The organism is Geomicrobium sp. JCM 19038 (assembly GCF_000698125.1).
Lineage (GTDB): Bacteria > Bacillota > Bacilli > Bacillales > Marinococcaceae > Geomicrobium_A.
In genome coordinates this window covers 317494-342181 of the sequence record NZ_BAXA01000001.1, presented here as the reverse complement: position 1 = coordinate 342181, position 24688 = coordinate 317494, and the positions used below count along the sequence as shown (strand labels likewise).

The 24688-nt window shown below is 43.0% G+C and carries 25 protein-coding genes and 3 pseudogenes; 1 reads left to right on the top strand and 27 read right to left on the bottom strand.

The genetic code is table 11. The features are described 5' to 3' along the window. Positions 1 to 4: 4 nt before the first annotated feature. The 16 genes and pseudogenes from JCM19038_RS01870 to JCM19038_RS01805 all read right to left on the bottom strand — a co-directional run bounded on the left by JCM19038_RS01870 (position 5) and on the right by JCM19038_RS01805 (position 13385). A complete protein-coding gene (locus JCM19038_RS01870) occupies positions 5 to 703 on the bottom strand; it encodes a DnaD domain-containing protein (RefSeq protein ID WP_042413890.1) in 699 nt (232 codons plus the stop codon). Between the two features lie 73 nt (positions 704 to 776). After that, the gene (gene asnS / locus JCM19038_RS01865; RefSeq protein WP_042413886.1) at positions 777 to 2066 is read right to left on the bottom strand and encodes an asparagine--tRNA ligase; all 1290 of its coding nucleotides are present in this window, start codon (positions 2064 to 2066) and stop codon (positions 777 to 779) included. A 91-nt stretch (positions 2067 to 2157) separates the two neighbouring features. Next, a complete protein-coding gene (locus tag JCM19038_RS01860) occupies positions 2158 to 2634 on the bottom strand; it encodes a hypothetical protein (RefSeq protein ID WP_042413883.1) in 477 nt (158 codons plus the stop codon). A gap of 15 nt (positions 2635 to 2649) precedes the next feature. Continuing rightward, a complete protein-coding gene (locus JCM19038_RS01855; protein WP_238554241.1) occupies positions 2650 to 3753 on the bottom strand; it encodes an amidohydrolase in 1104 nt (367 codons plus the stop codon). Then, a complete protein-coding gene (locus tag JCM19038_RS22180; RefSeq protein WP_152549309.1) occupies positions 3732 to 3965 on the bottom strand; it encodes a hypothetical protein in 234 nt (77 codons plus the stop codon). Before JCM19038_RS22180 ends, JCM19038_RS01855 begins: the two co-directional genes overlap by 22 nt. Positions 3966 to 3978: 13 nt before the next feature. Continuing rightward, a complete protein-coding gene (dinG, locus tag JCM19038_RS01850) occupies positions 3979 to 6411 on the bottom strand; it encodes an ATP-dependent DNA helicase DinG (RefSeq protein WP_052360933.1) in 2433 nt (810 codons plus the stop codon). Continuing rightward, on the bottom strand, positions 6405 to 6755 hold the full coding sequence (locus JCM19038_RS20250; RefSeq protein ID WP_052360931.1) for an exonuclease domain-containing protein: 351 nt from the start codon (positions 6753 to 6755) through the stop codon (positions 6405 to 6407). Before JCM19038_RS20250 ends, dinG begins: the two co-directional genes overlap by 7 nt. A gap of 15 nt (positions 6756 to 6770) precedes the next feature. Beyond that, positions 6771 to 7618: pseudogene (gene panC, locus JCM19038_RS01845) on the bottom strand (pantoate--beta-alanine ligase). Beyond that, positions 7615 to 8439 carry a 3-methyl-2-oxobutanoate hydroxymethyltransferase gene (panB, locus tag JCM19038_RS01840; protein ID WP_042413880.1) on the bottom strand — a complete coding sequence of 275 codons (825 nt, stop codon included), beginning with the start codon at positions 8437 to 8439 and terminating at the stop codon, positions 7615 to 7617. The pseudogene panC and the gene panB overlap by 4 nt, the downstream one beginning before the upstream one ends. 201 nt (positions 8440 to 8640) lie before the next feature. Next, positions 8641 to 9603 (bottom strand): biotin--[acetyl-CoA-carboxylase] ligase, encoded by a 963-nt coding sequence (locus tag JCM19038_RS01835; protein WP_042413877.1) that lies wholly within the window; start codon positions 9601 to 9603, stop codon positions 8641 to 8643. Next, complete coding sequence (locus JCM19038_RS01830) at positions 9584 to 9928, bottom strand: hypothetical protein (RefSeq protein ID WP_193745017.1); 345 nt, start codon at positions 9926 to 9928, stop codon at positions 9584 to 9586. The genes JCM19038_RS01835 and JCM19038_RS01830 overlap by 20 nt, the downstream gene beginning before the upstream one ends. 17 nt (positions 9929 to 9945) lie before the next feature. Beyond that, complete coding sequence (locus tag JCM19038_RS01825; RefSeq protein WP_042413870.1) at positions 9946 to 10710, bottom strand: CCA tRNA nucleotidyltransferase; 765 nt, start codon at positions 10708 to 10710, stop codon at positions 9946 to 9948. Next, positions 10707 to 11813: an N-acetyl-alpha-D-glucosaminyl L-malate synthase BshA gene (gene bshA, locus JCM19038_RS01820; RefSeq protein WP_307189927.1), complete on the bottom strand. Its 1107-nt coding sequence runs from the start codon at positions 11811 to 11813 to the stop codon at positions 10707 to 10709. The genes JCM19038_RS01825 and bshA overlap by 4 nt, the downstream gene beginning before the upstream one ends. A 25-nt stretch (positions 11814 to 11838) precedes the next feature. Further along, positions 11839 to 12246 (bottom strand): methylglyoxal synthase, encoded by a 408-nt coding sequence (mgsA, locus tag JCM19038_RS01815; protein ID WP_042413868.1) that lies wholly within the window; start codon positions 12244 to 12246, stop codon positions 11839 to 11841. Between the two features lie 12 nt (positions 12247 to 12258). Beyond that, the gene (dapB, locus tag JCM19038_RS01810) at positions 12259 to 13041 is read right to left on the bottom strand and encodes a 4-hydroxy-tetrahydrodipicolinate reductase (RefSeq protein ID WP_042413866.1); all 783 of its coding nucleotides are present in this window, start codon (positions 13039 to 13041) and stop codon (positions 12259 to 12261) included. Next, positions 13041 to 13385, bottom strand: a complete 345-nt coding sequence (locus JCM19038_RS01805; protein ID WP_042413864.1) for a nucleotide pyrophosphohydrolase — start codon at positions 13383 to 13385, stop codon at positions 13041 to 13043. The genes dapB and JCM19038_RS01805 overlap by 1 nt, the downstream gene beginning before the upstream one ends. Positions 13386 to 13504: 119 nt before the next feature. Here JCM19038_RS01805 and JCM19038_RS01800 point away from each other — a divergent pair, with 119 nt between their 5' ends. Then, positions 13505 to 14362: a YitT family protein gene (locus tag JCM19038_RS01800; RefSeq protein ID WP_042414314.1), complete on the top strand. Its 858-nt coding sequence runs from the start codon at positions 13505 to 13507 to the stop codon at positions 14360 to 14362. Between the two features lie 38 nt (positions 14363 to 14400). Here JCM19038_RS01800 and JCM19038_RS01795 read toward each other — a convergent pair whose 3' ends face one another. The 11 genes and pseudogenes from JCM19038_RS01795 to hisC all read right to left on the bottom strand — a co-directional run bounded on the left by JCM19038_RS01795 (position 14401) and on the right by hisC (position 24637). After that, positions 14401 to 15075, bottom strand: a complete 675-nt coding sequence (locus JCM19038_RS01795) for a zinc metallopeptidase (RefSeq protein WP_042414311.1) — start codon at positions 15073 to 15075, stop codon at positions 14401 to 14403. A gap of 75 nt (positions 15076 to 15150) precedes the next feature. Continuing rightward, positions 15151 to 15939, bottom strand: coding sequence for a sporulation protein YpjB (locus tag JCM19038_RS01790; RefSeq protein WP_193745016.1), 789 nt, complete (start codon positions 15937 to 15939; stop codon positions 15151 to 15153). 68 nt (positions 15940 to 16007) lie between these two features. Continuing rightward, positions 16008 to 16610: a DUF1405 domain-containing protein gene (locus JCM19038_RS01785; RefSeq protein ID WP_042413860.1), complete on the bottom strand. Its 603-nt coding sequence runs from the start codon at positions 16608 to 16610 to the stop codon at positions 16008 to 16010. A gap of 73 nt (positions 16611 to 16683) precedes the next feature. Beyond that, positions 16684 to 17549: pseudogene (locus tag JCM19038_RS01780) on the bottom strand (c-type cytochrome). Positions 17550 to 17595: 46 nt separating this feature from the next. Beyond that, positions 17596 to 18267 (bottom strand): menaquinol-cytochrome c reductase cytochrome b subunit, encoded by a 672-nt coding sequence (gene qcrB, locus JCM19038_RS01775; RefSeq protein WP_042413858.1) that lies wholly within the window; start codon positions 18265 to 18267, stop codon positions 17596 to 17598. A gap of 14 nt (positions 18268 to 18281) precedes the next feature. Next, positions 18282 to 18728 carry a ubiquinol-cytochrome c reductase iron-sulfur subunit gene (locus JCM19038_RS01770; RefSeq protein ID WP_042414309.1) on the bottom strand — a complete coding sequence of 149 codons (447 nt, stop codon included), beginning with the start codon at positions 18726 to 18728 and terminating at the stop codon, positions 18282 to 18284. Between the two features lie 249 nt (positions 18729 to 18977). Continuing rightward, entirely contained in the window at positions 18978 to 19448 is a 471-nt protein-coding gene (locus tag JCM19038_RS01765; protein ID WP_042413853.1) for a YpiF family protein, read from the bottom strand. 1 nt (position 19449) lies between these two features. Continuing rightward, entirely contained in the window at positions 19450 to 20718 is a 1269-nt protein-coding gene (locus JCM19038_RS01760) for a lipopolysaccharide assembly protein LapB (protein ID WP_042413850.1), read from the bottom strand. A gap of 371 nt (positions 20719 to 21089) precedes the next feature. After that, positions 21090 to 22382, bottom strand: coding sequence for a 3-phosphoshikimate 1-carboxyvinyltransferase (gene aroA, locus JCM19038_RS01755; RefSeq protein ID WP_042413846.1), 1293 nt, complete (start codon positions 22380 to 22382; stop codon positions 21090 to 21092). A gap of 12 nt (positions 22383 to 22394) precedes the next feature. Then, positions 22395 to 23504, bottom strand: coding sequence for a prephenate dehydrogenase (locus JCM19038_RS01750; RefSeq protein ID WP_081831529.1), 1110 nt, complete (start codon positions 23502 to 23504; stop codon positions 22395 to 22397). Between the two features lie 51 nt (positions 23505 to 23555). Continuing rightward, positions 23556 to 24637, bottom strand: a pseudogene (gene hisC / locus JCM19038_RS01745) (histidinol-phosphate transaminase). Positions 24638 to 24688 lie beyond the last annotated feature (51 nt).

Below are 24688 nucleotides of genomic sequence, written 5' to 3'. Positions count from 1 at the left end.
TTTTTTAATCCGATTCAAGCCAGTTGTAGTTCGGATATGGCTCTCGACTTTGTTTGCCAGCACCTGTTAATTCAGGCTTTCGTTGATTTTTACGGAAGTTCATACTTTCTTGTAGCGCAGCTTCTGGTGTTGTAATGCCTTTCTTTTGCCATTCGAAGAGAATGCGATCAATGTAACGCAAATTCAACTTTCCAGAAATAACCGCTTCTTTAAGGGCTGCTTTAATTAGTTCATATGAATACTTGTCTTTATCAATCCACAGTCCGAGTGTTTCAATTTCCATCGGTGATAAAGGCCTACCGAATTCATTTTCAAAAAGTGAATACAGTTCGCCACCTAACGAGTCATTTTTTTGCTCGTCTTTTTGTTCAGCTTCTAAATAAAGAATAATTTTTTCATAGAAAGGACGTAAACTATATGATTCATAGACAATTCCATGATCTTGTCGTTGTTCGATTGAAAGAACGCCTCGCTGCATTAATCGTTTTAACCCATCTTGACAACTGTCAATCGTTAGTGACATTTTCCGTGCAAGTTGCTCTGGCGTCGGAAAGTGTTGCCCTTTTGAAATCTCACGATGTAAATGCAACAGTAACATCATATCGCGCTCATGAATGCCTAGTGCATCATAATAATCTAGAAATACAACCGGGATGGAGATGTGCCCTTCTTCTAACAAGTCGATGATTCGATTCTTATCCATCCGTTTCACCTCAATCATTGTTTTGCTGTAAAAACCCATCTCCAACATGACGTGAGGAGATGGGTACACCCTCTTATGGATACAAACGATTCAAAAGACGTGGGAATGGAATCGTTTCACGAACGTGTTCAGTTCCTGATAACCAAGCAACCGTACGCTCTAAACCGAGTCCAAATCCTGAATGAGGAACACTTCCATATTCACGAAGCTGCAAATACCAACGATACGCATCATCGGACAAGTCGTGTTCTTTAAATCGTTCTTCCATAAGCGAATAGTCATCAATTCTCTGGCTTCCCCCAATAATTTCACCATAACCTTCTGGTGCAATTAAATCCGCACAGAGGACGACGTCTTCGTTTTCTGGGTCTGGCTTCATATAAAACGCCTTAATGTCTTTTGGCCAATGCGTAATAAATACAGGTGTATCAAATTGATTAGCCAGTTCAGTTTCATGCGGAGCACCTAAGTCTTCGCCCCACTTGATTTCGTAATCCTTTGCTTGCAAACGCTCAATTGCTTCTTTGTACGTAATTCGAGCAAACGGTGCTTTAATCTTCTCAAGTTGTTCAGTGTCACGCCCGAGCACTTTCAACTCTGCTTTCGCTTCGTTTAACACCGCTTGAGCGAGATATGACACGTACTCTTCTTGGATTTCTAAGCTTTCTTCATGGTCAACAAACGCCATTTCCGGCTCAATCATCCAAAACTCAATCAGGTGACGTCTCGTTTTTGATTTTTCAGCACGGAACGTCGGTCCAAAAGAGTACACACGTTGGAATGCCATCGCTGCAGCTTCCATATACAATTGACCAGATTGCGAAAGAAATGCATCTTCATCAAAGTATTTCGTATGGAAAAGCTCCGTCGTTCCTTCAGCTGAATTCGCTGTTAAAATCGGTGGGTCTACTTTCGTAAAGCCACGTTCATGATAGAAACGGTAGGTTGCATTAATAATCACATCACGAATGCGCAGAACAGCATGTTGCTTACTTGAACGGATCCACAAATGACGGTGGTCCATGAGGAATTCTGTTCCGTGTTCCTTCGGTGTAATCGGATAGTCTTCAGCATGTTGAATAACTTCGACGTTCTTTACCGTTAACTCGTAACCAGATGGTGCACGGTCATCCGCTTGTACAACGCCTGTTACGTACAACGAGCTTTCTTGTCCTAAGCCTTTAACTTGTTGAAATAACTCTTCTCCTACTTCTGCTTTTACGACGACGCCTTGAATAAAGCCTGTCCCATCGCGTAACTGCATAAAAGCAATCTTACCGCTTGAGCGTTTATTCGCTAGCCAGCAACCGATGGTCACTTCTTCGCCAGCATGGTTTCCAATCGTATGAATGGTCGGTTTCAATTCTAGGTAACTCCCTTCAAACTTCCTGCATATCTTACTTATCTAGTTTACGAAAGTGCCACGTGAACTTCAAGCTCTAAACGAAGATCAATCACGGCAAACGATAAACATACGAGGTTTCACCTGAATAGGCATCAACAACATGATACACGTGCGCACCTGTTTCGTCTTCATAAATCACTTCGAATATCGGTGTCTCAGCTTCAAGACCGAGTGCTACCCGACGAAGTGACGATGCGTCATCCGCCTCTGCCATTGCACTGTTAATCGCTTCTTCTTCAGTAATCACCGAATCTGTTGCAATCACATCAAAGCGTGCTTGTTCATCATTAAAAAACCAATATTCCTCTTGTTCATCAACCATAACGGTCGCAACTGTGATTACGTCGTCTCCTCGGTAATGGTACCAATTCCCTACACTTGTTACGCCTTCTTCTCGGAGAATCTGTCCACCGAGTCGCTCTTCAACATCTGAATGCTCAGCATAAGCCGATTGATACAACCAGACGAGAAGACTGGTGATTACAATGCCAATGAAAAAGATCCCAATAGCAATCCACTTCTTCATCAAAGTTCCTCCCAATCACACATGGATTCCTAAAAGCTCCTGTTGGGCACGATTTGCTTTATACAACAACTTCTCTTCATCTAGCGTTACGATGACTCGGTTTTGCATGACGGCTTGACCGTTCACATACACGTCAGTTACGTCATTTTTGTTCGCTGCATACACAACGGTCCCAACTCGGTTGCGGTACGGTTGAAGGTGCGGGGCTTTTGCGTCCAGCAAAATAAAATCTGCATCGTAACCTTCTTTAATTAAACCGCTCTTATGAAAGCCGATACTTTTGTTACCATTTACAGTCGCCATCTTAAACGCATCATTTGCGGTGATTGCTTCAGCACGTTTAGACGTCCCTTTATGAAGCATTGCTGCTTGTCGCATTTCAGTAAACACATCCAAAGTATTGTTTGACGCTGCACTGTCTGTTCCTAAACTAACGACAATACCCTGGTCAACCATTTTTTCAACCGGTGCAATCCCCGAACCGAGCTTTAAGTTACTTTGTGGATTGTGTGAGACGTTGACGCTTGCCTTATGCATTTGTTCAAGTTCGTCATCGGTAACATGAACAGAATGAACGAGCAATGAACCTTTTCCGATTATTTCTTCAGCGAGCAAATGCTCCACTGGTCGTTTTCCAAATTGCTGCACGTGCTCCTTAACTTCTTTTTCCGTCTCTGCGATATGAATTTGGACATCTAGTCGCTCGCTCTCAGCAACGTCTCGTACACGATGTAAAAACGAAAGAGAATTCGTGTACGGAGCATGTGGAAATAATGCACCCCGTAGTCGCCCTGTTGAATCATTATTCATCGCTTTAGCAAATTCAGACGCTTGCTGTAATTTCTGTTCGTTTTCTTGTTCGTTACTAAAAGCAGTGATCATCCCTCGTGTAAGCTGTGCTTTTAAGCCACTTGCAACCGCTAATTCATGTGCATCTTCTCTGGCTAGATGATACATATCAGAAAAAGCGGTTGTCCCTGAGCGAATGCTTTCAATTAACGATAAACCAATGCCTGCACGAGCCATTTCTCTCGTCATTTTCCCTTCAAGCGGCCAAATGACTTCTTTTAACCAACGGTCGAGTGGAAGGTCATCACTCACACCGCGCAAAATCGACATTGGCATATGCATGTGCGTATTAACGAGACCCGGCATAAGCAATTTGCTTCGTAATTATGCACAACGTCTTGTTCCTCAAGGAATGATTGCGCTACAAAAGGTTCGTCACTCACTTCAGTGATTGTTCCATTACTAATCTTCAAATGCCCGCGAGTAATCGTTTGTTCATGATCAAGAATCGCGATGTTATTGATAATGGTTCGCTGTTGCATACGAGCCCTCTCCTTACTCCTCAAAAAAATCACTCGTAATCGACAAAATCTCGTCTGTGGAAGTATACGTATGGGGAATTTCTGGTAATGAACGAATGAAACTATTGCCATACCTTGCTTCCACTAACCGCTTATCGAGTACATAGACGAGTCCGCGATCGTCTTTCGTACGAATTAATCGACCAAAGCCTTGCTTAAAGCGCAAAACGGCCTTAGGGATGGCGAGCTTTTGAAATGAGTTTTCATTTCGCATCGTTAGTTCATTTGCTTTTGCTTGATAAACTGGATCATTTGGGGGTGTAAACGGAAGACGTACGATAATTAACGCACGAACATCTTCTCCCGGCAAGTCAATACCTTCCCAAAATGTACTCGTACCAAACAAAATTGCCCGTTCATACTTGCGGAAGTTTTTCACAAGTCTTGTTCGTTGTTCTCCCTTAACCCCTTGTGCAAGCAACGCATAATTCAAATCTTCAAGTTGCGGTTTCACTTGATTGTACGTTTTCTTCAACATGTCATATGACGTAAATAAGACGAGCATCTTTCCATTCACATGAGACGTTAGCATACTAATGAACTCTGAAAGTGAGTCAATGTATTCCTCTTCTTGCTTAATATCAGGAAAATCACTCGGAACGAGCAACTGCGCTTGCTTCGCATAAGAAAATGGTGATTCTACTTTTAATTCATTCACATTTTCTTTTGGTAACCCTAACGTGTTTTTAATAAACGAGAATGAATCTTTCACTGTGAGAGTTGCAGAAGTCATGATGACACTTTTCACTTCATCAAAAAAGTACGACTGCATGCTGCTCGCAATGGAAATTGGACGACGATACAACGTTAATCGATCAAACGCATTCGTTTTACCTGCTTCCATCCAATACACGTGCTCTTCGACTTCATGAACGAGCAATTGTCTAAGCGTTTCATTTTCATCGGTAAAGTCGTCAATTAACTGACTTACCTTTCGCCATAACGTAGATTCTTCAGGGTGTTGGTCTTCAAGTTGAGCAATGCAATTCAACCACTCTTTTTGCAGCGTATCAATCATATAACTGATTCGCTCAACAACTTCCATGACAAACTTACCTTCATACTGCGATGGTCGGTAATGAATCGTTGCTGAAGGTTTTTTGTTGGCGATGTTTTGCAACGTTTGGAACAGCTGTAGCCATTCGCTTTGCAAATGATAAAGCTCTTGTTTTCGATTTCTAACCCATTCCATATCATATCGGGTGATTGATTTCCCTTTTAGAGAACGTTCAATTTCAAACAACAGCCCATCTGAATCTTGCAACCCAAACCGACTAATTAAACGGACGAGTTGTTGGTAGTTGCTTTCATATCCTAAATACTTCCCGGCGGTGTCTTCCATCTGATGAGCCTCATCAAAGATGACGGTATCGTACTTCGGTAAGATTCCACTTGATGAGAATCGATCGGTAAATAACAGAGAGTGGTTCGTAATGATAAGTTGCGCGTGTTTAGCGCGTTCTTTAGCACGATGATAATAACAACGATTATAGTAGGAACAACCTGCGTGTGAACACGTGTAAGAATCACTCTTAAGCTCTTCCCAAAGCGTATAGCCACCACTAGGCAAGTTCAATTCCTCAATGTCCCCGTCAATCGTTTCAACGAGCCAGACGAGCAATTGCGCTGCAAATAAATGCTCATCATACGAAGATGGCATTCGATCTAGAAAGTGCTCGAACTTCTGCAAACATAAATAATGACTTCGACCTTTAAGAATCGCGACGTTAATGTCTTCATTTAACGCTTCGTTTAGCTTAACAATCTCACGGTCTACAATTTGTTGTTGGAGTGCAATCGTTTCAGTCGCAATGACCGTCGGACGATTTGCTTCAAGGCTTTTCATGAGTGCAGGGTACAAATACGCAAGCGTTTTTCCTGTACCCGTTGCCGCTTCACATAGAAGATGTTCCTCATTATTCATTGCCTTCCAAACAGCTGTACTCATTGTACTTTGTCCAGCACGCTCTTCGTAATTCCTCGTCGTTTTACTGAGCAATCCTTCCTCACCAAAAAAAAGAGCCGCATCAAATGATTGTGCCGATGCTGCCTGAGTCGATTCACTATGTTGTTGACGTTTTCTAATCGCAAAACCTCGGTAAATCTCAACATCGTTTGGTAGTGATCGGTCAGCCTGTTCAAAATTGTACACATCGATTTCGTGTATGATTCGATGCAAGCCATTGCACATCTGTTCTGTATAAGGCTTCATTCGATGAACCGTCTCTCGCGGCAATGCCGAGAGCTTAGTAAACATCTCAATCAACAACTTCGCCGTAACATAAGCGTCGCTTCCTGCACGGTGTGGTTGTTCATGGCTAAACTCGAAAATATCGGATAGCGTTTGAAGACGATAGCTTTCAAACGTTGGATACAGCATTCTAGCCATCTCTACTGTATCTAACAATTCCCCTTCGAACTGGGCGTAGCCGCACGATCTAATTCTGCATTAATAAACGATAAGTCAAAGTCAACATGATGAGCGACAAAACAAGCCCCATCAAGTGCTTGAAGTATTCTTGGCGCAATCTCATCAAATGTAGGGGCATTCTCTACATCTTCTTCAGAGATTCCGGTTAGTTGTTCAATAAACAATGGAATGTCTCGATTTGGATTCACAAAAGAAGAAAACGAATCGACAATTTCCAATCCTTCAATGACCGTCATGCCGACTTCTATGACTCGATCACTTGTTGTTGGACGGTTTCCCGTCGTTTCTACGTCTATGACGACATAACGGTCACCTTTCATAACTTCCTCCTGAAACTACGACATCGTAAATATGATGTTATCAATCAATCTCGCACGTTCATATTGAACTGCCGCTGCTAACAAATAACGATTTCCCTCTTCTAACGAATGAACAGTTTCTAAGTTCGGAAACGTTACGAGCTCTACGTATTCAATTGATGCGAGACTACCTTCTAGTTGATCGATGGCTTTTTTTGTAATGAGCTGTGCGTTGGACGTATGCGCGGTTTCATTAACGCCTGACATTAGCGCCTTATAAAGAATTGGCGCATCGATCCGTTCTCGCTCATTTAAATGAACGTTACGCGAAGACAACGCAAGTCCGTCATCGTCTCTTACAGTGTTAACACCAACAATTGTCGTTTGTATATGAAAATCTTGAACCATCTTTTTTATAATTGCGAGCTGTTGAGCATCTTTTTTTCCAAAGTAAGCGGCATCAGGAGCAACGAGTTGAAGAAACTTCATGACGACCGTTGCCATTCCATCAAAATGACCGACACGTTTGCTGCCACAAAGTTGGTCTCCTAGTGGCGATGTGTTCATCGTAATCATTTGCTTTTCTTTGTATAAATCCTGAACGCCTGGTAACCAGACAACATCTGCTCCCTCTCTTTGCAACAGCTTAAGATCTTGATCTTCTGTACGTGGATACGAATCAAAATCTTCATTAGCCCCAAATTGTAGAGGTTTATAAAGATCGTCACCACAACTCGTGCGTGGTGCTGCTTCGCTTCTCGAATGAGGGTTAAATGTCCTTCATGAAGCGCTCCCATCGTCGGAACGAGGGCAAACGTTCCGGGTTGGTCTTGAAGCACTTGTTGTTCTTTCTTCCACTCGGACTGCGTACGACATATGATCATACGCTTGTGCTCCGCTCTTTCTTCGCATCTTTAAACGTATACCGCTCATCTGGGAACGACTCACGCAAAACATCGTCGCGGTATTGTTCCACAGCCTGCAGCATCACGTCGTGGACATTTGCATACGTTTTAGCGAATTTCGGAATGTACCCTGTCGTTAAGCCAACAAGGTCATGGAAAACGAGTACTTGACCGTCTGCTTTGCCAGCACCAATTCCGATGACCGGAATTGCTAAAATGTCTTTAAGCTCTTTCGTTAATGATTCTGGGATGCATTCAACAACAAGAGCAAACGCACCAGAAGCTTCAATGCGTTTCGCATCTTCAATTAACTTTGTTCGCTCTTGTTCTCCACGACCTTGAACTTTAAATCCACCTAACACGGTGCTAGATTGTGGTGTTAATCCGAGATGCCCCATAACCGCAATCCCACCACTCGTTAGTCGCTCAATGCTGTCTAAAATAAGTCCTGTGCAACCTTCAAGCTTAACCGCATGTGCGCCACCCGTTTGGACGAGCGTTGTTGCATTAGTTACCGTATCTTCAATGGAACGATGGTACGTCATAAACGGCAGGTCGCTCACGATAAAGGTCTGCTTTGCTCCTCTTGCTACGGCTTTCGTATGAAGTAGCATATCGTCGAGTGTTACCGGCTGTGTCCCTTGATGACCATGCACGACCATACCGAGAGAATCCCCGACTAAAATCAGATCAATCGCTGCGTCTTCTACGATTTTAGCTGTCGGTGCATCATAAGCTGTAACCATCGTAATCATTTCTTGATTTCGTTTCATTTTTAAAAAGTCTACGGTCTGTTTCAAAACATCATCTCCTCCAATAAAATGTGGAGGGACCGTGACTCTGTCTATTTGTTTTTATTGTGAGTAACATGTGATCCCTCCGTCCCTGTCTTTTCAGATCAAGGCGAATTAGTACTCAAGCAAAGCGTTCTTTCTTTCGAGTACGACTCCATATGGATATCGTCTCTACAGACTTAGTATAGCAAAATTCCATGTATAGCACTAATGTAAATCTCCACTATACACGAGGTGTACGTCACCGTTTTCATCTTGCAACTTTAAGACACCTTCATCGGTAATGCCGACCATCGTACCGACTTGCTCTCGGTCAACATTTTTCACGGTTACACGTTTTTGATAAAGATGTGCTCGCTCTTCCCATTCCGCTTTCATTGATGCGAACCCAACAGATAGCCAGCGTTCGTACTCATTCTCAAAATTGATGAGTAATTGTTGCAAAACATCACGACGGTTGTACGTTCTATTTGTCTCAATAGAAAGCGATGTTGCTTTCTCGCTTAAATCGTTCTCTTCGATGCTCTGTTTAGACTCATTCACATTCATGCCAATTCCAATGACCATCATCTCAACACAGTTCGCTTCTGCTTGTACTTCTGTTAAAATTCCAGCGATCTTTTTACCATTCAAATAAATGTCATTTGGCCATTTAATACTCACTTGTTCGCCTGTAACCACCTCTACCGTTTTTGCGACAGCGATGCTTGCAACGAGTGTCATTTGCGGAGCAAGTTGCAATGAAATATCCGGTTTAACGAGTGTTGAGAACATAATATTTTGACCCATTTCTGTTTGCCATGGGCGGTTTAAACGTCCTCGTCCTTTTGTTTGCTGTTCACAGACGGCAATCGTTCCGTGCGCGGCTTTGTTACGGTGTAAATCTTTAATGATACGTTGTGTACTATCAACGACTTTCTCATAATGCACAGATTGACCAAATGCTTTTGATGTAAGACCTGAGCGAATTTCAGCTTCATTTAACGCATCTGGTCTGGAAATTAAGCGATAACCCTTTCTTGAGACAGCTTCAATGACATAACCTTCTTTTCGAAGCTCTTCAATTTGCTTCCAAACAGCCGTGCGACTTACGTGCAACTGTTCACTCATCTGTTGACCCGACACAAAGGTTGTTTCTCTATTTAATACATCAAGTAATTGACGTTTCATCGTATAGCTCCCTTGCTTTATGGAGTAGTAGTTTCTTGTCATTTACAATTTCCTTGTTGATCACAAACACAGCGAGCGTATGTAACAGACGTTGAATCCAAGGGCCAGGCTTAACATGTAACTCTTTAATCATTTGTGTTGGTGTAATTGCTAGATCACGTAGCGATTGAATCGGTAACTGATTAAAACGCTTCACCAATTCCTTATGCCTTGACCTACCTTGAGCTGTCATTGCTCGATGGACATTTTCAGCAGTAAGATGGTTCACAAGCCCTTCGTAAAATAGCTCAACATCTGTTGGCATTCGTTCTACTCTTCTGTTCACTACTTGAAGCAATTGAGTTACTTTTTTGTGATATCCTTTGCCGTAACCCCAGGCTTATATGGAAAACCCACTTCCTCAATGCCTAGAAGCTGATGCACGACGAGCCAGCGTTCCATTTGAGAAAGTGGGTTGTTAAGATCTACAGTGGCAACCTCTAGCTTAGAACATGAGGCAAATGCAGGTAGAATTTGTTCCTCACATAATTGTTCAAAAATGGTAAGCCAACTGTCACTCATGATGGCACGCGCTACTTCTTTGCCAATACGTTCGTTTGCTACTTGTTGAATCGATGCCTTCGCACCGTCCATTTCTTGTCTTATTGTTGTTCGTGTTAGATCGTATTCTACAGAAAAACGAATGGCACGCAACACTCTTAACGGATCTTCACGAAGGCTCATCGGCCTGACCGTTTGCAATTGCCCCTTTTCTAAGGCGGCTCTACCGTGAAAAGGATCAATAACAACGCCATTCGCATCAAGGGCACACGCATTCATCGTAAAATCTCGAGCCGACAAGTTATCGTAAAGCCGACCGTTTAGAGCGGATACTTCAAACATACCATACGGTGAATTAATTGTTACGAGCGGTTGGTTCGTATCAATGTAGGTAGCGTGTTTCACTCGTGTATGAAGCTTGTCTAGCGGTTCTGTCGTCACAAAGTCAAAATCTGCACTCTCTTTTTTAAGGAACAGATCGCGAACGGCGCCACCAACAAGATACACCTCAACATGCGCGGTTAACAATTGTTCAAAGCCATACTGGATTGCACGTGATACGATCATGGCAAATGCAACATCCGTTCATATAACCGCTCATATTCTGGCACGATCGATTGTTTGCTGAACCGTTTGAGTGCTCGATGTTGACTTTGTTCTCGGTATTGTTCATGGACCGTTACATTTGAGAGGATATCAAGCGTCGCCTCAGCAGCTTTTTCATAATCATAAACTGGAACAACGCGTCCCGTTACACCGTCTTCAATGACTTCTTGAATCCCACCAATATTCGACCCGACAACAGGAACGCCAACAGCCATCGCCTCAAGTGCTGCTAGACCGAAACTTTCTTTTTCGGACAATAACATTTTCACATCGCCCATTGATAACAACTGAAACACTTGCATCTGATTTCCAAGAAAGAAAACGCGTTCCGATAAACCGAGCTGTTGTACAAGCTTCTCCATTGTATTTCGCTCAGGTCCATCGCCGATAAAGTACAAGCGACTTGGAATATGACCTTGGACGATTTGGAATGCACGAATCACATCTTCGACCCGCTTTACGCCTCGAAAATTACTCATATGTACGATTACTTTTTCGTCTTGCTGAATTCCGAACTTCTGACGGATGCTTTGACGGTCAATGTCTTGGATTTCTTTCTCATCAACGAAGTTATACACCGTTTCAATTTCTTTTGTCACATCGAGCTGTTCTTTCGTTTGTTTGGACAGAAACTTCGAAACAGCTGTCACACAATCTGAGCGTTCAATCCCAAGTTGGATGATGTTTGCAAGCGAAGGGTCTTCACCGAGAACGGTAATGTCCGTTCCGTGCAACGTTGTCATCACTTTGATATCGCCTTTTAACATGTCTTTTGCAAGCGCTGCTGACACAGCGTGAGGAACGGCATAATGGACGTGTAATAAATCAAGCTCGTGTTTTTTAGCAACTTCAGCCATTTTACTTGCGAGCGTTAAATCGTATGGCGGATAACGAAACACTTGGTACTGATTAACGACAACTTCATGAAAAAATATATTCGGATGTACTTCTTGCAATCGAAAGGGCAAGCTAGATGTAATAAAATGAATTTCATGACCACGCTCAGCGAGTGAGATTCCAAGTTCGGTTGCAACAACTCCAGACCCACCCACTGAGGATAACATGTAATCCCAATTTTTAGTGGCTCCATTACTCGACATTTCCTTGTCGTACTTCTTTTGAAAGGAGCTTTCCTTTTTCTAAGCCGAACACGAGAATTTCTGCGGTGCCCATGTTCGTTGCAACCGGTACGTGATGAACATCGCATAATCGGATAAGCGCTGTAATGTCTGGTTCATGTGGTTGTGCGGTGAGTGGATCACGAAAAAACAACACAAGGTCTAATTGATCGGTTGCAACGAGTGCACCAAGCTGTTGGTCGCCGCCGAGTGGGCCGGATTGGACACATTGGATTGAAAGGCCCGTCGCCTCAATAATGCGACGCCCTGTCGTTCCTGTTGCGTACAACGTATGGCCATCAAAAACGTCTCGATAAGCGACTGCAAAGTTTACTAGGTCATCTTTTTTCTTGTCGTGAGCAATCAGTGCGATGTTCATCCTATAACCCCTCTAGTCGATGATATTTTCTAAACCGTAAATTAACGTAGACGACTTCATGACTGTCTCTACAGCTAACTTCACTCCAGGCATAAAAGAATCACGGTTCATGGAATCGTGACGAATCGTTAACGTCTCTCCATGTCCACCAAATATGACTTCTTGGTGAGCAACAGAACCTGGTAGACGAACGCTATGGATGCGCATGCCTTCCACATCGCCACCCCGAGCTCCTCGTAATGTTTCCGTTTCATTTGGGTGTCCTTGTACTTTCTCATTACGCACTTCTGAAATCAAAGTTGCCGTTTTTAGTGCAGTCCCAGACGGTGCATCAAGCTTATTGTCATGATGACGTTCAATAATCTCTACGTCACTGTAAAACTTCGCAGCAATTTGCGAGAACTTCATCATCAACACAGCGCCTAAGGCGAAATTCGGAACGATCATAGCACCTAATTGTTTCTCTTCTGTAAGGTTTCGTAGTTGGTCAATCTCTTCATCGGTAAAACCAGTTGTGCCGATGACTGGACGAATGCTATGTTCAATCGCTAGCTTCAAATGTTCTTTCGCTGTTTCCGGTGTTGTTAAGTCGATGAGAACGTCTGCTTCATGCATAGAGAAGCATTCCGTTGCATCAGTATAAACCGGAATTCCTTCTTGCAAGCCACTTTCTTCTGCTGATTTGCGATCAAGGTAGGCGATCGTTTCAAACGCCTCAGTCGCCGCAATCATTCTTCGTGCAGCCATTCCCATTTGACCTCTTGGTCCTGCAAGGATCACTTTTACTGTTGCCATTATTCATTCCCACTTTCATCAATTCTCGTCCAGCGATCACGATCTCGTGTTGCAAATTTATTCATAACGGTATCAAAACTCTCGGTTAAGTCAATGTCGAGAGAGTTTGCAAAGCAAATAAGGACAAAGAGTAGATCTCCTAGTTCTTCTTCTACTTTTTTGTCGTCTTCTTCTACTTTTTTAGGTTTTTCACCATAAGAATGATTCACTTCTCTCGCAAGCTCTCCTACTTCCTCTGTCATTCGAGCAAGCATGGCAAGTGGGGAAAAGTAACCTTCTTTAAATTGGCCGATGTATTGATCCACTTCTTGTTGCATCGTTTGCATATCTTTTTTAGTCATCATTACGTCAACTCCTTTGCCTCAATACTTGATGGTATTTGATACCATGTCTAATTTCAACTATAATGTGGAAGTTATCATTATCTAGATCAAAAGGAGGAGTGGGCGTGTCTTATTGGTTAATGCATGCGAAACGCATTTTCTTTATTCTTCTCGGATGTGCGCTCGTTTCCTTCGGACTTGTCTATTTTAACATGGAAAACAGCTTAGCTGATGGCGGTTTTACAGGGATTACGCTAATTCTCTATTTTGTTTGGTCAATTGACCCTGCCATTTCAAACATCGTTTTGAATATCCCTATGTTTATTTTAGGCTACCGCATACTCGGGCGTACCTTGTTCGTCTACACAATTATTGGAACTCTTGGTATTTCATTATTTCTATGGATTTTTCAAGAATTCCCTGTTATTTACTTACCACTACAAGATGACTTAGCACTTGCAGCGCTTTTCTCTGGTGTTTTTATCGGTACTGGACTTGGCATCGTGTTTCGAGTCGGCGGAACGACTGGTGGTGCCGATATTATTGCCAAACTCGGATTTAAGTACTTTGGCTTGAGTATGGGCCGTACACTGTTTATGGTCGACGCAGTCGTAATCGCCAGTTCACTCGTTTACTTAGACTATCGTCAAGCGATGTACACACTCGTTGCCGTGTTTGTAGCCGCAAGAGTCATTGATTTCATTCAACAAGGTGCCTATTCAGGTAAAGCAGCCTTTATTATTTCTGAGAACACAGGCGCAATTGCGGATGCCATTCTTATGGAAATGGACCGAGGGGCAACGATTTTAACTGGACGTGGTTCATTTACGGGTAAAGAAAAAGAAGTACTTTACTGTGTTATTGCAAGGAATGAAACGGTTCGCTTAAAAAATCTCGTTGAAAAAACAGACCCCCACGCATTTATTACAATTTCTAACGTGCAAGATGTGATGGGTGAAGGATTTACACTTGATGATAAGAAACAGCCGTTACCTTAAAAGAAGAGCCCAATCTATTGAGATTGGGCTCTTTCTTCTTAATCATTGTTTGCCATAACATACATGAGAATGAAACGCACAAGTTCTAAGACCGCAACGAGTGCACCAGCAACGTACGTTAATGCCGCTGCGTTCAGCACTTTCTTTGAGCTCTTCTCCTCATCATTTCGGATGATTCCACTTGCGGTCATCTGTCCCATTGCCCGGTTCGATGCATCGAACTCTACTGGCAACGTTACGAGTTGGAATACAACTGCTGCAGCCATGAAAATAATCCCAGCTAAGAGCAGTTGAGACATGCCTAAAAGCATACCTGCAATAATGAAAATAAACGAGAAGTTCGAACCGAAGCTTGCAAACGGTACAAGCCTTGAGCGCAGACGCATAAAACTGTAGTCTTGTGCATCTTGAATAACGTGTCCAACTTCGTGAGCCGCTACGGCATTCCCTGCAATCGATGTACCGTAATAATTGTCTTCAGATAAACGAACCGCTTTCTTTGACGGATCATAATGGTCCGTTAACTTCCCTTTAACAGGTTCTACTGTTACATCGTAAATCCCGTTATCTTGCATAATCTTCTGTGCGACTTGAGCACCTGTCATGCCCGAGCTACTTTGTTTTTGAGAATATTTATTAAACGTTGATTTCACTCGCATTTGCGCATAGATTGGAATGATTAAAATCAAACCAAAATATATTAAAAATGCCATAGGACTGAACATGTTTGCACCTCCACATTTCCTTATAAACTAGTTTACAAAACCTAGTCGATCATCGTCAACAAATCAGCCTCGTTCTCGATCTTTTTGACCTTTGTACTTTCTGACGCCAACATACGTTAAAGATGCAACAATTGCTGAACCGACCATAATAATAACACTGATTAGTGAAGGGTCATTTTCTTTCTCTTCCATGTTGTACAATCGTGTAATCTCAAATACGAGCGCCTTGAAAAAAGGTTCTGCTTCATCCCCTTCTACGAGGCGATGTCTATGGTCTGTCATAAACTGTAACAAAGACCGCAATTCTTCTTGTTCTGAAGGCGTTTTCCTCAGCATCATGGCAGCTTGGACTTTATGAAATTCTAACGTCCATTCGTTCCACAAACGTTGAAACAATACCGAATCATCGCGCTCTACCGCTTTTCGCACGTCTTCAAGTTGTCCGAGCACATCATCTCGTGTTTCTAACCACTTCGGCTCCACTGGGTGAATGACGGCATTGATTAAGTAAAAGAACCGATGTGCTTCGCGTACTCGTTCTTCATGAGGCAAACTCGTACTCGTTAACGCTTGTTCCATTCTCTCATAGCTTGTCACTAGAATGCTCAGATCATGTATGTCTAAAGAGACCGCACTATAGTCTGCATCCGTTATCGGCTTTGACATTTCTTTTAAGGTCTTTCGAGCTTGTTCATACCGCTTTTCAGTAACGTCTCGCAAGACGTCTTCGGCTTGGACGTGTAGATGCACCCACTCCTCGCGATCATCTTCTGCCGCAATGGTCGCATCTGTTGTCATCGCAAAGCTTAGTAAGAACAACGCACCGAATAGAAACATTATCCTTCTATGCACTGCAAAGCCCCTCTCTTGTCCCATTACAAAATCCTATGTAGAAAAGGACAAGAGTAGACCTGCATTCATTATCGAGGCAACTTCAAATGATAACGATCACTGCGAATATTAAACCAGTAGACGATAAATACACCGAGTAAACCTAACCAAAATGTGAAATACCCAATCACATCGATGTGTGGCATGAGTACACTATGGACGCCCGGATGCATACCAAATACATAATCAATAATATCATTGTGTACCGTCCATACAGCAGCTGCAATTAAATGCCACGGCTTAATCCGATAATACGGTAAAAACAACAGAGCTTGTATCGCCATTCCCGCGTGTGATGCGATGAGCATATAATTCTGCCACGTAAGAGTCGCTCCCATCGCACCTGCACCCACATTCATAAACACAGCCCAAATGCCGTATTTAAAAAGTGTAACAGCCGCAAGCGCCTCTAATAAGCCTGAGTTTTTACGTAGCAATAACGCCGCTAAAACCGCTGTAAAAAACAGACTAGCAGTCGGGCTATCTGGTACAAACGGTATGAAGATCGTTGGTGTGACGAGCAATTGACTTTCATACCAAACAAAGCCATATAATGTCCCGAGCGCATTTATAATAAACAACGCCCATAATCCGAACGGGTGACCTACGACATGAATTAATGTGCGAATCATATTTATGGCCTCACTTTACTAACATAATGCAGAAAGAGCTGACATCCATGTCAGCTCTTTCTTAGTAGATCGCTTAAGCGTCTGCTTCTTCGTCTTCTTCAGCATCCTCGCCGTTTTCTTCTTCTGCACCTTCTTCAGATTCTTCATCATCTGTTTCAGCGCCTTCTTCTGAACTTCCTTGTTCAAGTACGTATTCTGCAAGAATCATTAATTCTTCTTCAGAACCGTCTTCAAGGTCGTAAATCGGTGGCATTTCACCAATACCTTCAACTGCAATTTGTGCAATACCTTCAGCATCGTAGCCGAGGTCATAAAGGTCTGGTCCCATGGCTGTACCTTCCATGTTATCACCGTGACACGATATACAGGATTCTTCTACGTACATATCATACCCTTGATGACTCGTATCGATCTCTCGTACGTCGTCATCAATTGATGCAGCGCCACCCCACTCGTGTTGGTCGCCTGCTTCCCAAGTTAAGTATGCTACAGACATGAAACCAAGGAGCATCATCCCTGTTGCAATTGGACGCTTAGAAAGACGTCGCTCTGGTCCTTTATCAAGCCAAGGTGCTAATAGTAACGCACCAAAAGCAAGACCAGGAATGACAACAGTTCCGAGGATCGTTAAGTTACCAGCTGCAGCAGGATACTTTAAGAGTTGGTATAGAAATAAGAAGAACCAGTCCGGAACAGGAATATAACCAGTCGCATTCGGATCGGCAGGCTGCTCAAGCGGAGCCGGTGGGCAACCGTTAAGCAGAGAAAGCCGATGAGGAATACAGCACCGACGAGCCATTCTTTCAATAAGTAGTTCGGAAAGAATGCCTCAGTTTTGCCGGGGTACTCCGAATAATCTTTAGGCGTATTATTCATCCGATGTTCGCGAGCAGGAATTCTCGAGTCTCCGACAAACTTCATACCTTTACCGCGTTTCATCTGTTCCCCTCCTTTGATGTTAATTGAGGGGCAATCTCACTAATTCCTATAGTGGACCGGAGATGCCCTGTCTACGAATCATAATAAAGTGAACAGCTATTAATCCAAGTAAAGCCCCTGGCAAGAAGAATACGTGAATCGCAAAGAATCGTGTTAACGTTTGCGCACCTATGACTTCCCCACCGGCAATTAATGTTTCGAGCGTATCCCCGACAACGGGAACGCTGGCGACAATTTCTAGCGTTACTTGAGTTGCGAAATAAGCTTTCATATCCCAAGGTAGTAAGTACCCTGTTAAACCTAATGCTAAAATCACGAAAAAGATAAGTACACCGACAACCCAGTTAATTTCTCTAGGTTTCTTGTATGAGCCGGTAAAGAAAACACGTAAAGTATGCAGGAACATCATGACAATAACGACGCTGGCACCCCAATGGTGCATCCCGCGAACGATCATACCAAATGCTACTTCACTCTGTAAGTATTCTACCGACGCGTGTGCATTAACAATGTCCGGAACGTAATACATTGTAAGGAACATTCCGGAAAGAATTTGAATAACGACAGTAAAAAACGTCAAGCCACCAAAGCAGTAGACAAACGCCGAGAAATGATGTCCCGGGTTTACATGCTCAGGCACTTCATGATCGGCGATGTCACGCCAAATTGGCGTAATATCGATACGGTCGTCGATCCAATCATAGATACGTTGTAACATCCTTCGTGCCCCTCCTACTGTTGTGGTTGTGGCCGCCCAACATAAATTACGCCATCACGAATTTCGGTATCATAACGATGTAGTGGCTCTGTTGGCGGTGTGCCTGGCACATTCGTTCCGTCGATCTCAAACCGTCCGAAGTGGCACGGGCAGAAAAATTGATCTGGATTGTTCTCATCGCCACCAAAGTTAACTGTACAACCAAGGTGTGTACAAGTTGGAGACAATGCAACTACTTCATCACCGCTCAAATATGCCCAAACCGTGTCTTCCATCGTTTGTGTAACCCAGCCATCTTCAACTTCATACGTTAAAGAAAAGGCTTGCGGCTCTTCTGTTAGATCGGAAAGCGCTGTTAACTCATTCATGTCGCCGGCAGCATCGGCTTGCAGAATTGGATCTACCGCAAAACGAACCATAGGCATGACCATTGCAGCACCCATGAAACCGCCTACACCCATGAGCGTATACGTTAGAAATTGACGTCTTGATACGTTGTGATTTTTCTCACTCACTTAAGTTCCCCCCCTACGTTGCAAAATCAATGCAAATTTTGCACTGCGCAAGAGCTGATCAAGGGTAGTTGTGAAACCATTCACGCGTAAAACCATGACTCGCTCTCTTTCCATTTACAAGACTAAGACATATACATGATAGCGTAGGCGTTTTGGACATGTCAATCTTTTCACAAAGCTATTTTGAGAAATATATTAAAGACTGTCCTCTTTACGCCATTCTGCCATCACATCTGGAAGTAATTGCTGCATTTGGTCACGAATTGTTTTACTACGATAATTCGGGTCCAAGTGCTCAATTGGCAAATGTGGAATCCATAACAATAAGCCTGGAACTTGGTTTTCTAGTTGCTTTAATGCAGGATCACTTGTCATCCAGATCACATGATTTTTGCCATCTTTTTTGAAAGCATCCGCCCACATGCCTAAGCGTTCCCCAATCTCTGTTACTGATTCACTAGACAAATACATAAGTGGAGGCAGTTGCATGAGCCTTCCTCTAAATTGCTTTTCCATTTCCATCGTTACGAGAGAAATGTATTCTCCCATGGCAACCTTCTGTCTTAAGTCATCGTCTAGCGCTACAGGTAACAACGGGACGAGCATCGTATCAACATAGGCTTTTGACTGTTGATACGTATCGATATCACTCGTTTGAAAACGCATCTTACCACTCCTCTTCTTGCAACGAATGCACGTACATTCTTAGTTGTTGATTATCGTCTTGTAAAGCTAATGCGCGTTTAAAAGCAGTCATTGCTTCTTCACGTTTACCATTTTCAAGTAACAAGTAGCCGTACTCTTCCATCGCTAATCCATCCGAAGAAAGGTATTCTTGTACTTGTTCAAACAAAACTAGCGCACCTTCTACATCATCATCAAGTTGCTTTGCTTTGCCTTCGTAATATAAAAACAGTGGATCTTCTTCTCCACTCGTTTTCAAACGATTAATCAGAGCCTTAATTTCTTCGGCATCTTCTTGTTCATAATACAATTCTAGAAGTTGCGAAGCGGCTTTATGGTTCGCAGGATTTAAAGCAAGCACACGTAAATAAGCACGTGTCGCTTCGTCAGTTGCACCTTTTGTTTGGTTTAGATGTCCTTCTTTTAAATACAACTGTTCATTTTCTTCATCTTGAACGAGACCTGCTCGTGTGAGTTCTAAAGCCTTGTCAGCGTTTCCTTCTTGCTCATACGCTTCAATTAACGGAACGTAAAGACTCGTAAAGGCAGGGTCCTTCTCTCGAAGTGCTTCTAACTGTTCAATTGCAGTCTCCGTCATTCCAGCTTGAAGGGCAGTAAACCCATAGCCGAACAACGCTCTCGGTTCAGCACGTTCATCAACCGCATCTTCATAGTAATTGAGAGCGGTCTCCCATTCACCTGTATTGCTATAGCTTTCTGCTAGCAATAAGTTCATGTTCGCTTCTTCAGAGGAAAACCCATGTTCAATCGCTTGCTTCAAATACGGGATTGCCTTCTGGTAGCTTCCTTGTTCAACATAGTAACTTCCGATACCTGCAAGTAGAACCGGCTCTTTTGGAGCAACTTCCATCGCTTTGAACAGCTTTTGTTCGGCTACTTCTTCTAGCCCTTGCAATTGATACAAGTCTGCAAGTAACATTTGTGCTTCTACATAAGCGTGGTCTCTTTGGTCAATGTTCTCTAGACTCGTAATTGCCGTCTCTTCTTCATCAAGGTCAATCGCAGCCTCTGCTTTTAACGTAAGTAAGCTTCCTTCATTCGGAAACTTCACGAGTAGTTCATCAATCATCGCCATGCTTTTTTGTGCATGTCCAAGTTCTTGATAAATCGCGGCTACTTGAAACTGTGTATCGTCATCTTCATGATTTTCAAGTGTGCTAAGAATCGTAAGTCCTTTCTCAACATCGCCTTCTTCAATGAGTTGTACAGCTTCCATTAGCTGCTCTTGCATACAACCCCTCCATTACCGATCTAAATTCCTTCTTCATTATAGCAAAAACCGACGAACAATGGCTACGTTTGAACGTTACAAGGAAGTGAACAATTGGTCATTCTTCCATATTTTTTGCTATAAGTAAATTGATAATGGGCATCGTAGCAAAACTTGTTCACAAAATCAAAAAAAAAAGCCCGAATCATAAAGCGTAAACGCTTACAATTCGGACCGAGCAAAATAGCGCTCTAGATTATGGATAGGAGTGGAGAGAAACCATACGCTAACTATTAGTATACGCAACTTCTTAAAAAGGTCAAGGGGTTTTCAGAAAAATTATTATTTTATTTTATAAAGCCCTCCGCCGTGTTGTGTGGAGGGCTTTCATTCTAGCGTGACAAGTCTTTGAGCATATCAAAAAAGTTCGGGTAAGAAACAGCAACCGCCTCTTTACGCAAGATTGTCGTTTCTCCTTCTGCAATGAGGTTTGCAATCGCAAACGCCATCCCGATCCGATGATCACCAAATGAATCTACACGAGCCGCATGAAGAGGCGTCGGACCATTGATGATCATTCCGTCATCCGTAGACGTCACATCTGCACCCATCTTCATAAGTTGGTCGACAACCGTATCAATACGGTTCGTTTCTTTGTATTTCAGCTCTTCTGCATCTTTAATAACCGTTTTGCCTTCTGCTTGTGTTGCAAGCACTGCAAGAACTGGAATTTCGTCAATCAAACGCGGGATCAATTCCCCATCAATTGTCGTAGCGTTTAACTTCTTATATTGTATCGTCAAATCCGCGACAGGTTCGCCGCTCTGTTCACGTTCATTAGATACCGTCAATTGAGCACCCATCTTTTTGAGTACATCAAGAATACCTGCTCGCGTCGGGTTAATTCCCACATTTTGGATCGTCACTTCACTTTTAGGGACAATTGCTGCCGCAACGAGCGGAAATGCCGCTGAAGAAATGTCTCCTGGGACGTTCACAACGCCGCCCCCTTGAAGTAATTGACCACCCTCAATTGAGACACCCGTCTCTGTTATGAGTAAGTTTACACCAAAGGCTTGTAACATACGTTCAGTATGGTCTCGCGAACGATGGGGCTCAAGCACGGTTGTGACCCCCTTTGCCTGAAGACCAGCTAACAAAATACTGCTTTTCACTTGGGCACTCGCAACCGGTGACGTATGCGTAATGCCTGTTAAGTTTCCTCCTCGTACAGAAATAGGAGTTAAGTTCGCTTCATCACGTCCATCAATCGTTGCGCCCATCGACTTTAAAGGCTTCGTAACCCGTTTCATCGGTCGTTTCGCAATCGATTCATCTCCAATAACGGTTTGGTAAAAAGGAAGACCTGAAAGAATGCCTAGCATTAAACGAATCGTCGTGCCTGAATTCCCAACATCTAAAACTTCACTTGGTTCTGTAAGTCCATCAATGCCTTTTCCGTGAACGATAATCTCATCGTCAACTTGCTCAATGCGAACACCAAGTTGCTTGAAACACTGGATCGTACTTAAACAATCTTCTCCCATTAAAAAACCACGAATCGTTGTCGTTCCATTTGCTATACTTCCAAACATCACGGCGCGATGTGAAATCGACTTATCACCAGGCACAGTTATCGTACCGCTTAAGCTTCTAACATCGGTTTGATTTTGTTCTACACTCACTCGTCTCAACTCCTATTCGCCAACGTATGTCGTAAATTTATGACTTTGCAAACACGCTTCTGCACGCGATCGTTCTTCAACCGAGCGAAATGACAATCGTAAAACACCCATAATGTCTTCTCTCGCTTCAATAATTCGGATGTTCGTAATGCTAATCTCACACTCTGCTAAATAACCGGTAACGTCAGAGATGACACCAGGGTGGTCAGGAACGTCAACATATAAGTCATTTAGTGTCGGGATCGCGCCTGCCTTCTTCACCGGCAGTCCATCGCGGTGACGCTTTGCATCAGCAAAGAATGCGTGCAGACCATTAGCATCCGCAGCTTTAATCAGCTCGGTTACACGCCCCATATCGTCTCGCCATTCTTCCATCATCGTTTGCAATACGTCCTTGTTGTGCAATAAAATGTCTCGCCACATAATTGGGTTTGCAGAAGCAATACGGGTAATATCTTTAAACCCACCTGCTGCTAAGTTCGTAATCATTGGATGCTCTTCTTCTAATCCTTTTAATTGATGCACGAGAGCTGATGCAACGATATGTGGCAAGTGACTAACACTTCCCGCCATCACGTCATGACTTTTTGCGTCCATTGTCACAAACTTCGCATTTGAACCTTCTAATAGCTGTTTCAAGTGCTCAGTTGCGTCCTCACTCTCTTGATTTTCAGGTGGAACGAGAATATAAAACGCATTTTCGAACAAATCTGCTCTAGAACCGTGAACACCACTTTTGTGAGAACCTGCCATCGGGTGCCCACCGATAAAGACAACCCCTCGCTCAACCAACTTCTCTGCGGCTTTCATAACCGTTAACTTCGTACTACCAACGTCAGTAATAACGACGTTATCTTTAAGTTCAACATCGAGTAATTGATTACTGATAATCTCAACGGTTTTCGATACAGGCGTTGCGATCACGATTGTATCTGCGACTGCTGCCGCTTCTTTAATTGATGTCGATTGCTCATCAATTACATGAAGCAACTTCGCATGTTCCAATGTTCGTTCGTCCAAATCAACACCAATCACTTTATGCTGTTGATTGCTCTTTTTAATGGCTTGTGCAATGGAGCCTCCTATTAGCCCCATCCCAATAACCACGACTGTTTGACTCAAAGTGATTATCTCCTTAATTGCCCTACGTGAACGTAGGGCATCTTGATTGATTTATACGATAACGTCCTCAAAAGCTGTAATAAACTGATCATTCTCCTCTTTCGTTCCAAGAGAAACACGAATGCACGAAGGAAAACCGAGCGGTACTCCAGAACGAATGATGATCCCTTTTTGCATGAGCGCTTGAAAAACGTCATTGCCGTTCTTTTTCAGGTCCACGAGTAAAAAGTTCGTTTGACTCGGAAATACGTAATACCCTTTTTCTTCAAAAAACGTTCGAAGTCGATCCCGTTCAACTTTGTTCTTCTCAAAACATGATTGAACGAATGCTTGATCAGAAAGCGCACGAACAGCTGCTTCTTGAGCAAATGTTGTCGTATTAAACGGCGGACGAATCGGTTCAACTTGACGAATAAAGTCTGCTTGACCGACAGCAAATCCAAGTCGAAGGTTCGCCAATCCATACATTTTAGAAAACGTTCGCAAGATCAGTAAGTTCGAAAAGCGATCGAGTAGTGGAAGCGTAGCTGGATAATCGGACGCTTCTACATATTCTAAATAAGCTTCATCACTAACGACAAGTACATTCTCTGGTACGCGCTCTAAGAAGCTAACGAACTCCTCTTCGTTTATGTAGTTTCCTGTCGGGTTATTCGGATTACACACCCACACAATTCGTGTGTCTTCATTAATTGCAGCGAGCATCCGCTCCAAATCGTGATCACCTTCTGCTGTTACTGGTACTTCGATCACTTCAGAGCCTTCAACCGTCGCATTGTGTTTATATTGTGAAAATGAAGCGTTGCCATGACACTATTCGTCCCAGATCCAAGCATTGCACGACATAAAAATAAAATGACTTCATCAGATCCTGCACCGAACAGCAGTTGATCCTCGCCAACTTGTAAATGCTCAGAAACCGCTTTACGAATCGTCGCTGCATGTCCGTCTGGATAAATTTGCGTCATTTTTGGCGCTGCCAAAAACTCAGAAACTTTCTCTGAAACTCCATAAGGATTTTCATTGGATGCGAGCTTAATGACTTCAGTTAAACCATATTGCTCTTTTACAGCTTCAATTGGTCTTCCTGGCTCATACGGCGTCAACTCATTCATCGATTGCTTTAATGTAATCTTCAACGGTTCATCACCTTCCACGTACCTAAGAATTAAAAAGTGAGAAGA

Excerpts from the sequence above, each read along its gene's own strand:
- JCM19038_RS01870 (WP_042413890.1), bottom strand. The coding sequence starts at position 703 with ATGGATAAGAATCGAATCATCGACTTGTTAGAAGAAGGGCACATCTCC.
- JCM19038_RS01860 (WP_042413883.1), bottom strand. The coding sequence starts at position 2,634 with ATGAAGAAGTGGATTGCTATTGGGATCTTTTTCATTGGCATTGTAATC.
- JCM19038_RS01855 (WP_238554241.1), bottom strand. The coding sequence starts at position 3,753 with ATGTCGATTTTGCGCGGTGTGAGTGATGACCTTCCACTCGACCGTTGG.
- JCM19038_RS22180 (WP_152549309.1), bottom strand. The coding sequence starts at position 3,965 with ATGCAACAGCGAACCATTATCAATAACATCGCGATTCTTGATCATGAA.
- JCM19038_RS20250 (WP_052360931.1), bottom strand. The coding sequence starts at position 6,755 with ATGAAAGGTGACCGTTATGTCGTCATAGACGTAGAAACGACGGGAAAC.
- JCM19038_RS01835 (WP_042413877.1), bottom strand. The coding sequence starts at position 9,603 with ATGAAACGTCAATTACTTGATGTATTAAATAGAGAAACAACCTTTGTG.
- JCM19038_RS01825 (WP_042413870.1), bottom strand. The coding sequence starts at position 10,710 with ATGATCGTATCACGTGCAATCCAGTATGGCTTTGAACAATTGTTAACC.
- bshA (WP_307189927.1), bottom strand. The coding sequence starts at position 11,813 with ATGTTATCCTCAGTGGGTGGGTCTGGAGTTGTTGCAACCGAACTTGGA.
- mgsA (WP_042413868.1), bottom strand. The coding sequence starts at position 12,246 with ATGAACATCGCACTGATTGCTCACGACAAGAAAAAAGATGACCTAGTA.
- dapB (WP_042413866.1), bottom strand. The coding sequence starts at position 13,041 with ATGGCAACAGTAAAAGTGATCCTTGCAGGACCAAGAGGTCAAATGGGA.
- JCM19038_RS01805 (WP_042413864.1), bottom strand. The coding sequence starts at position 13,385 with ATGATGACTAAAAAAGATATGCAAACGATGCAACAAGAAGTGGATCAA.
- JCM19038_RS01800 (WP_042414314.1), top strand. The coding sequence starts at position 13,505 with ATGCATGCGAAACGCATTTTCTTTATTCTTCTCGGATGTGCGCTCGTT.
- JCM19038_RS01795 (WP_042414311.1), bottom strand. The coding sequence starts at position 15,075 with ATGGCATTTTTAATATATTTTGGTTTGATTTTAATCATTCCAATCTAT.
- JCM19038_RS01785 (WP_042413860.1), bottom strand. The coding sequence starts at position 16,610 with ATGATTCGCACATTAATTCATGTCGTAGGTCACCCGTTCGGATTATGG.
- qcrB (WP_042413858.1), bottom strand. The coding sequence starts at position 18,267 with ATGTTACAACGTATCTATGATTGGATCGACGACCGTATCGATATTACG.
- JCM19038_RS01770 (WP_042414309.1), bottom strand. The coding sequence starts at position 18,728 with ATGGGTGTAGGCGGTTTCATGGGTGCTGCAATGGTCATGCCTATGGTT.
- JCM19038_RS01765 (WP_042413853.1), bottom strand. The coding sequence starts at position 19,448 with ATGCGTTTTCAAACGAGTGATATCGATACGTATCAACAGTCAAAAGCC.
- JCM19038_RS01760 (WP_042413850.1), bottom strand. The coding sequence starts at position 20,718 with ATGCAAGAGCAGCTAATGGAAGCTGTACAACTCATTGAAGAAGGCGAT.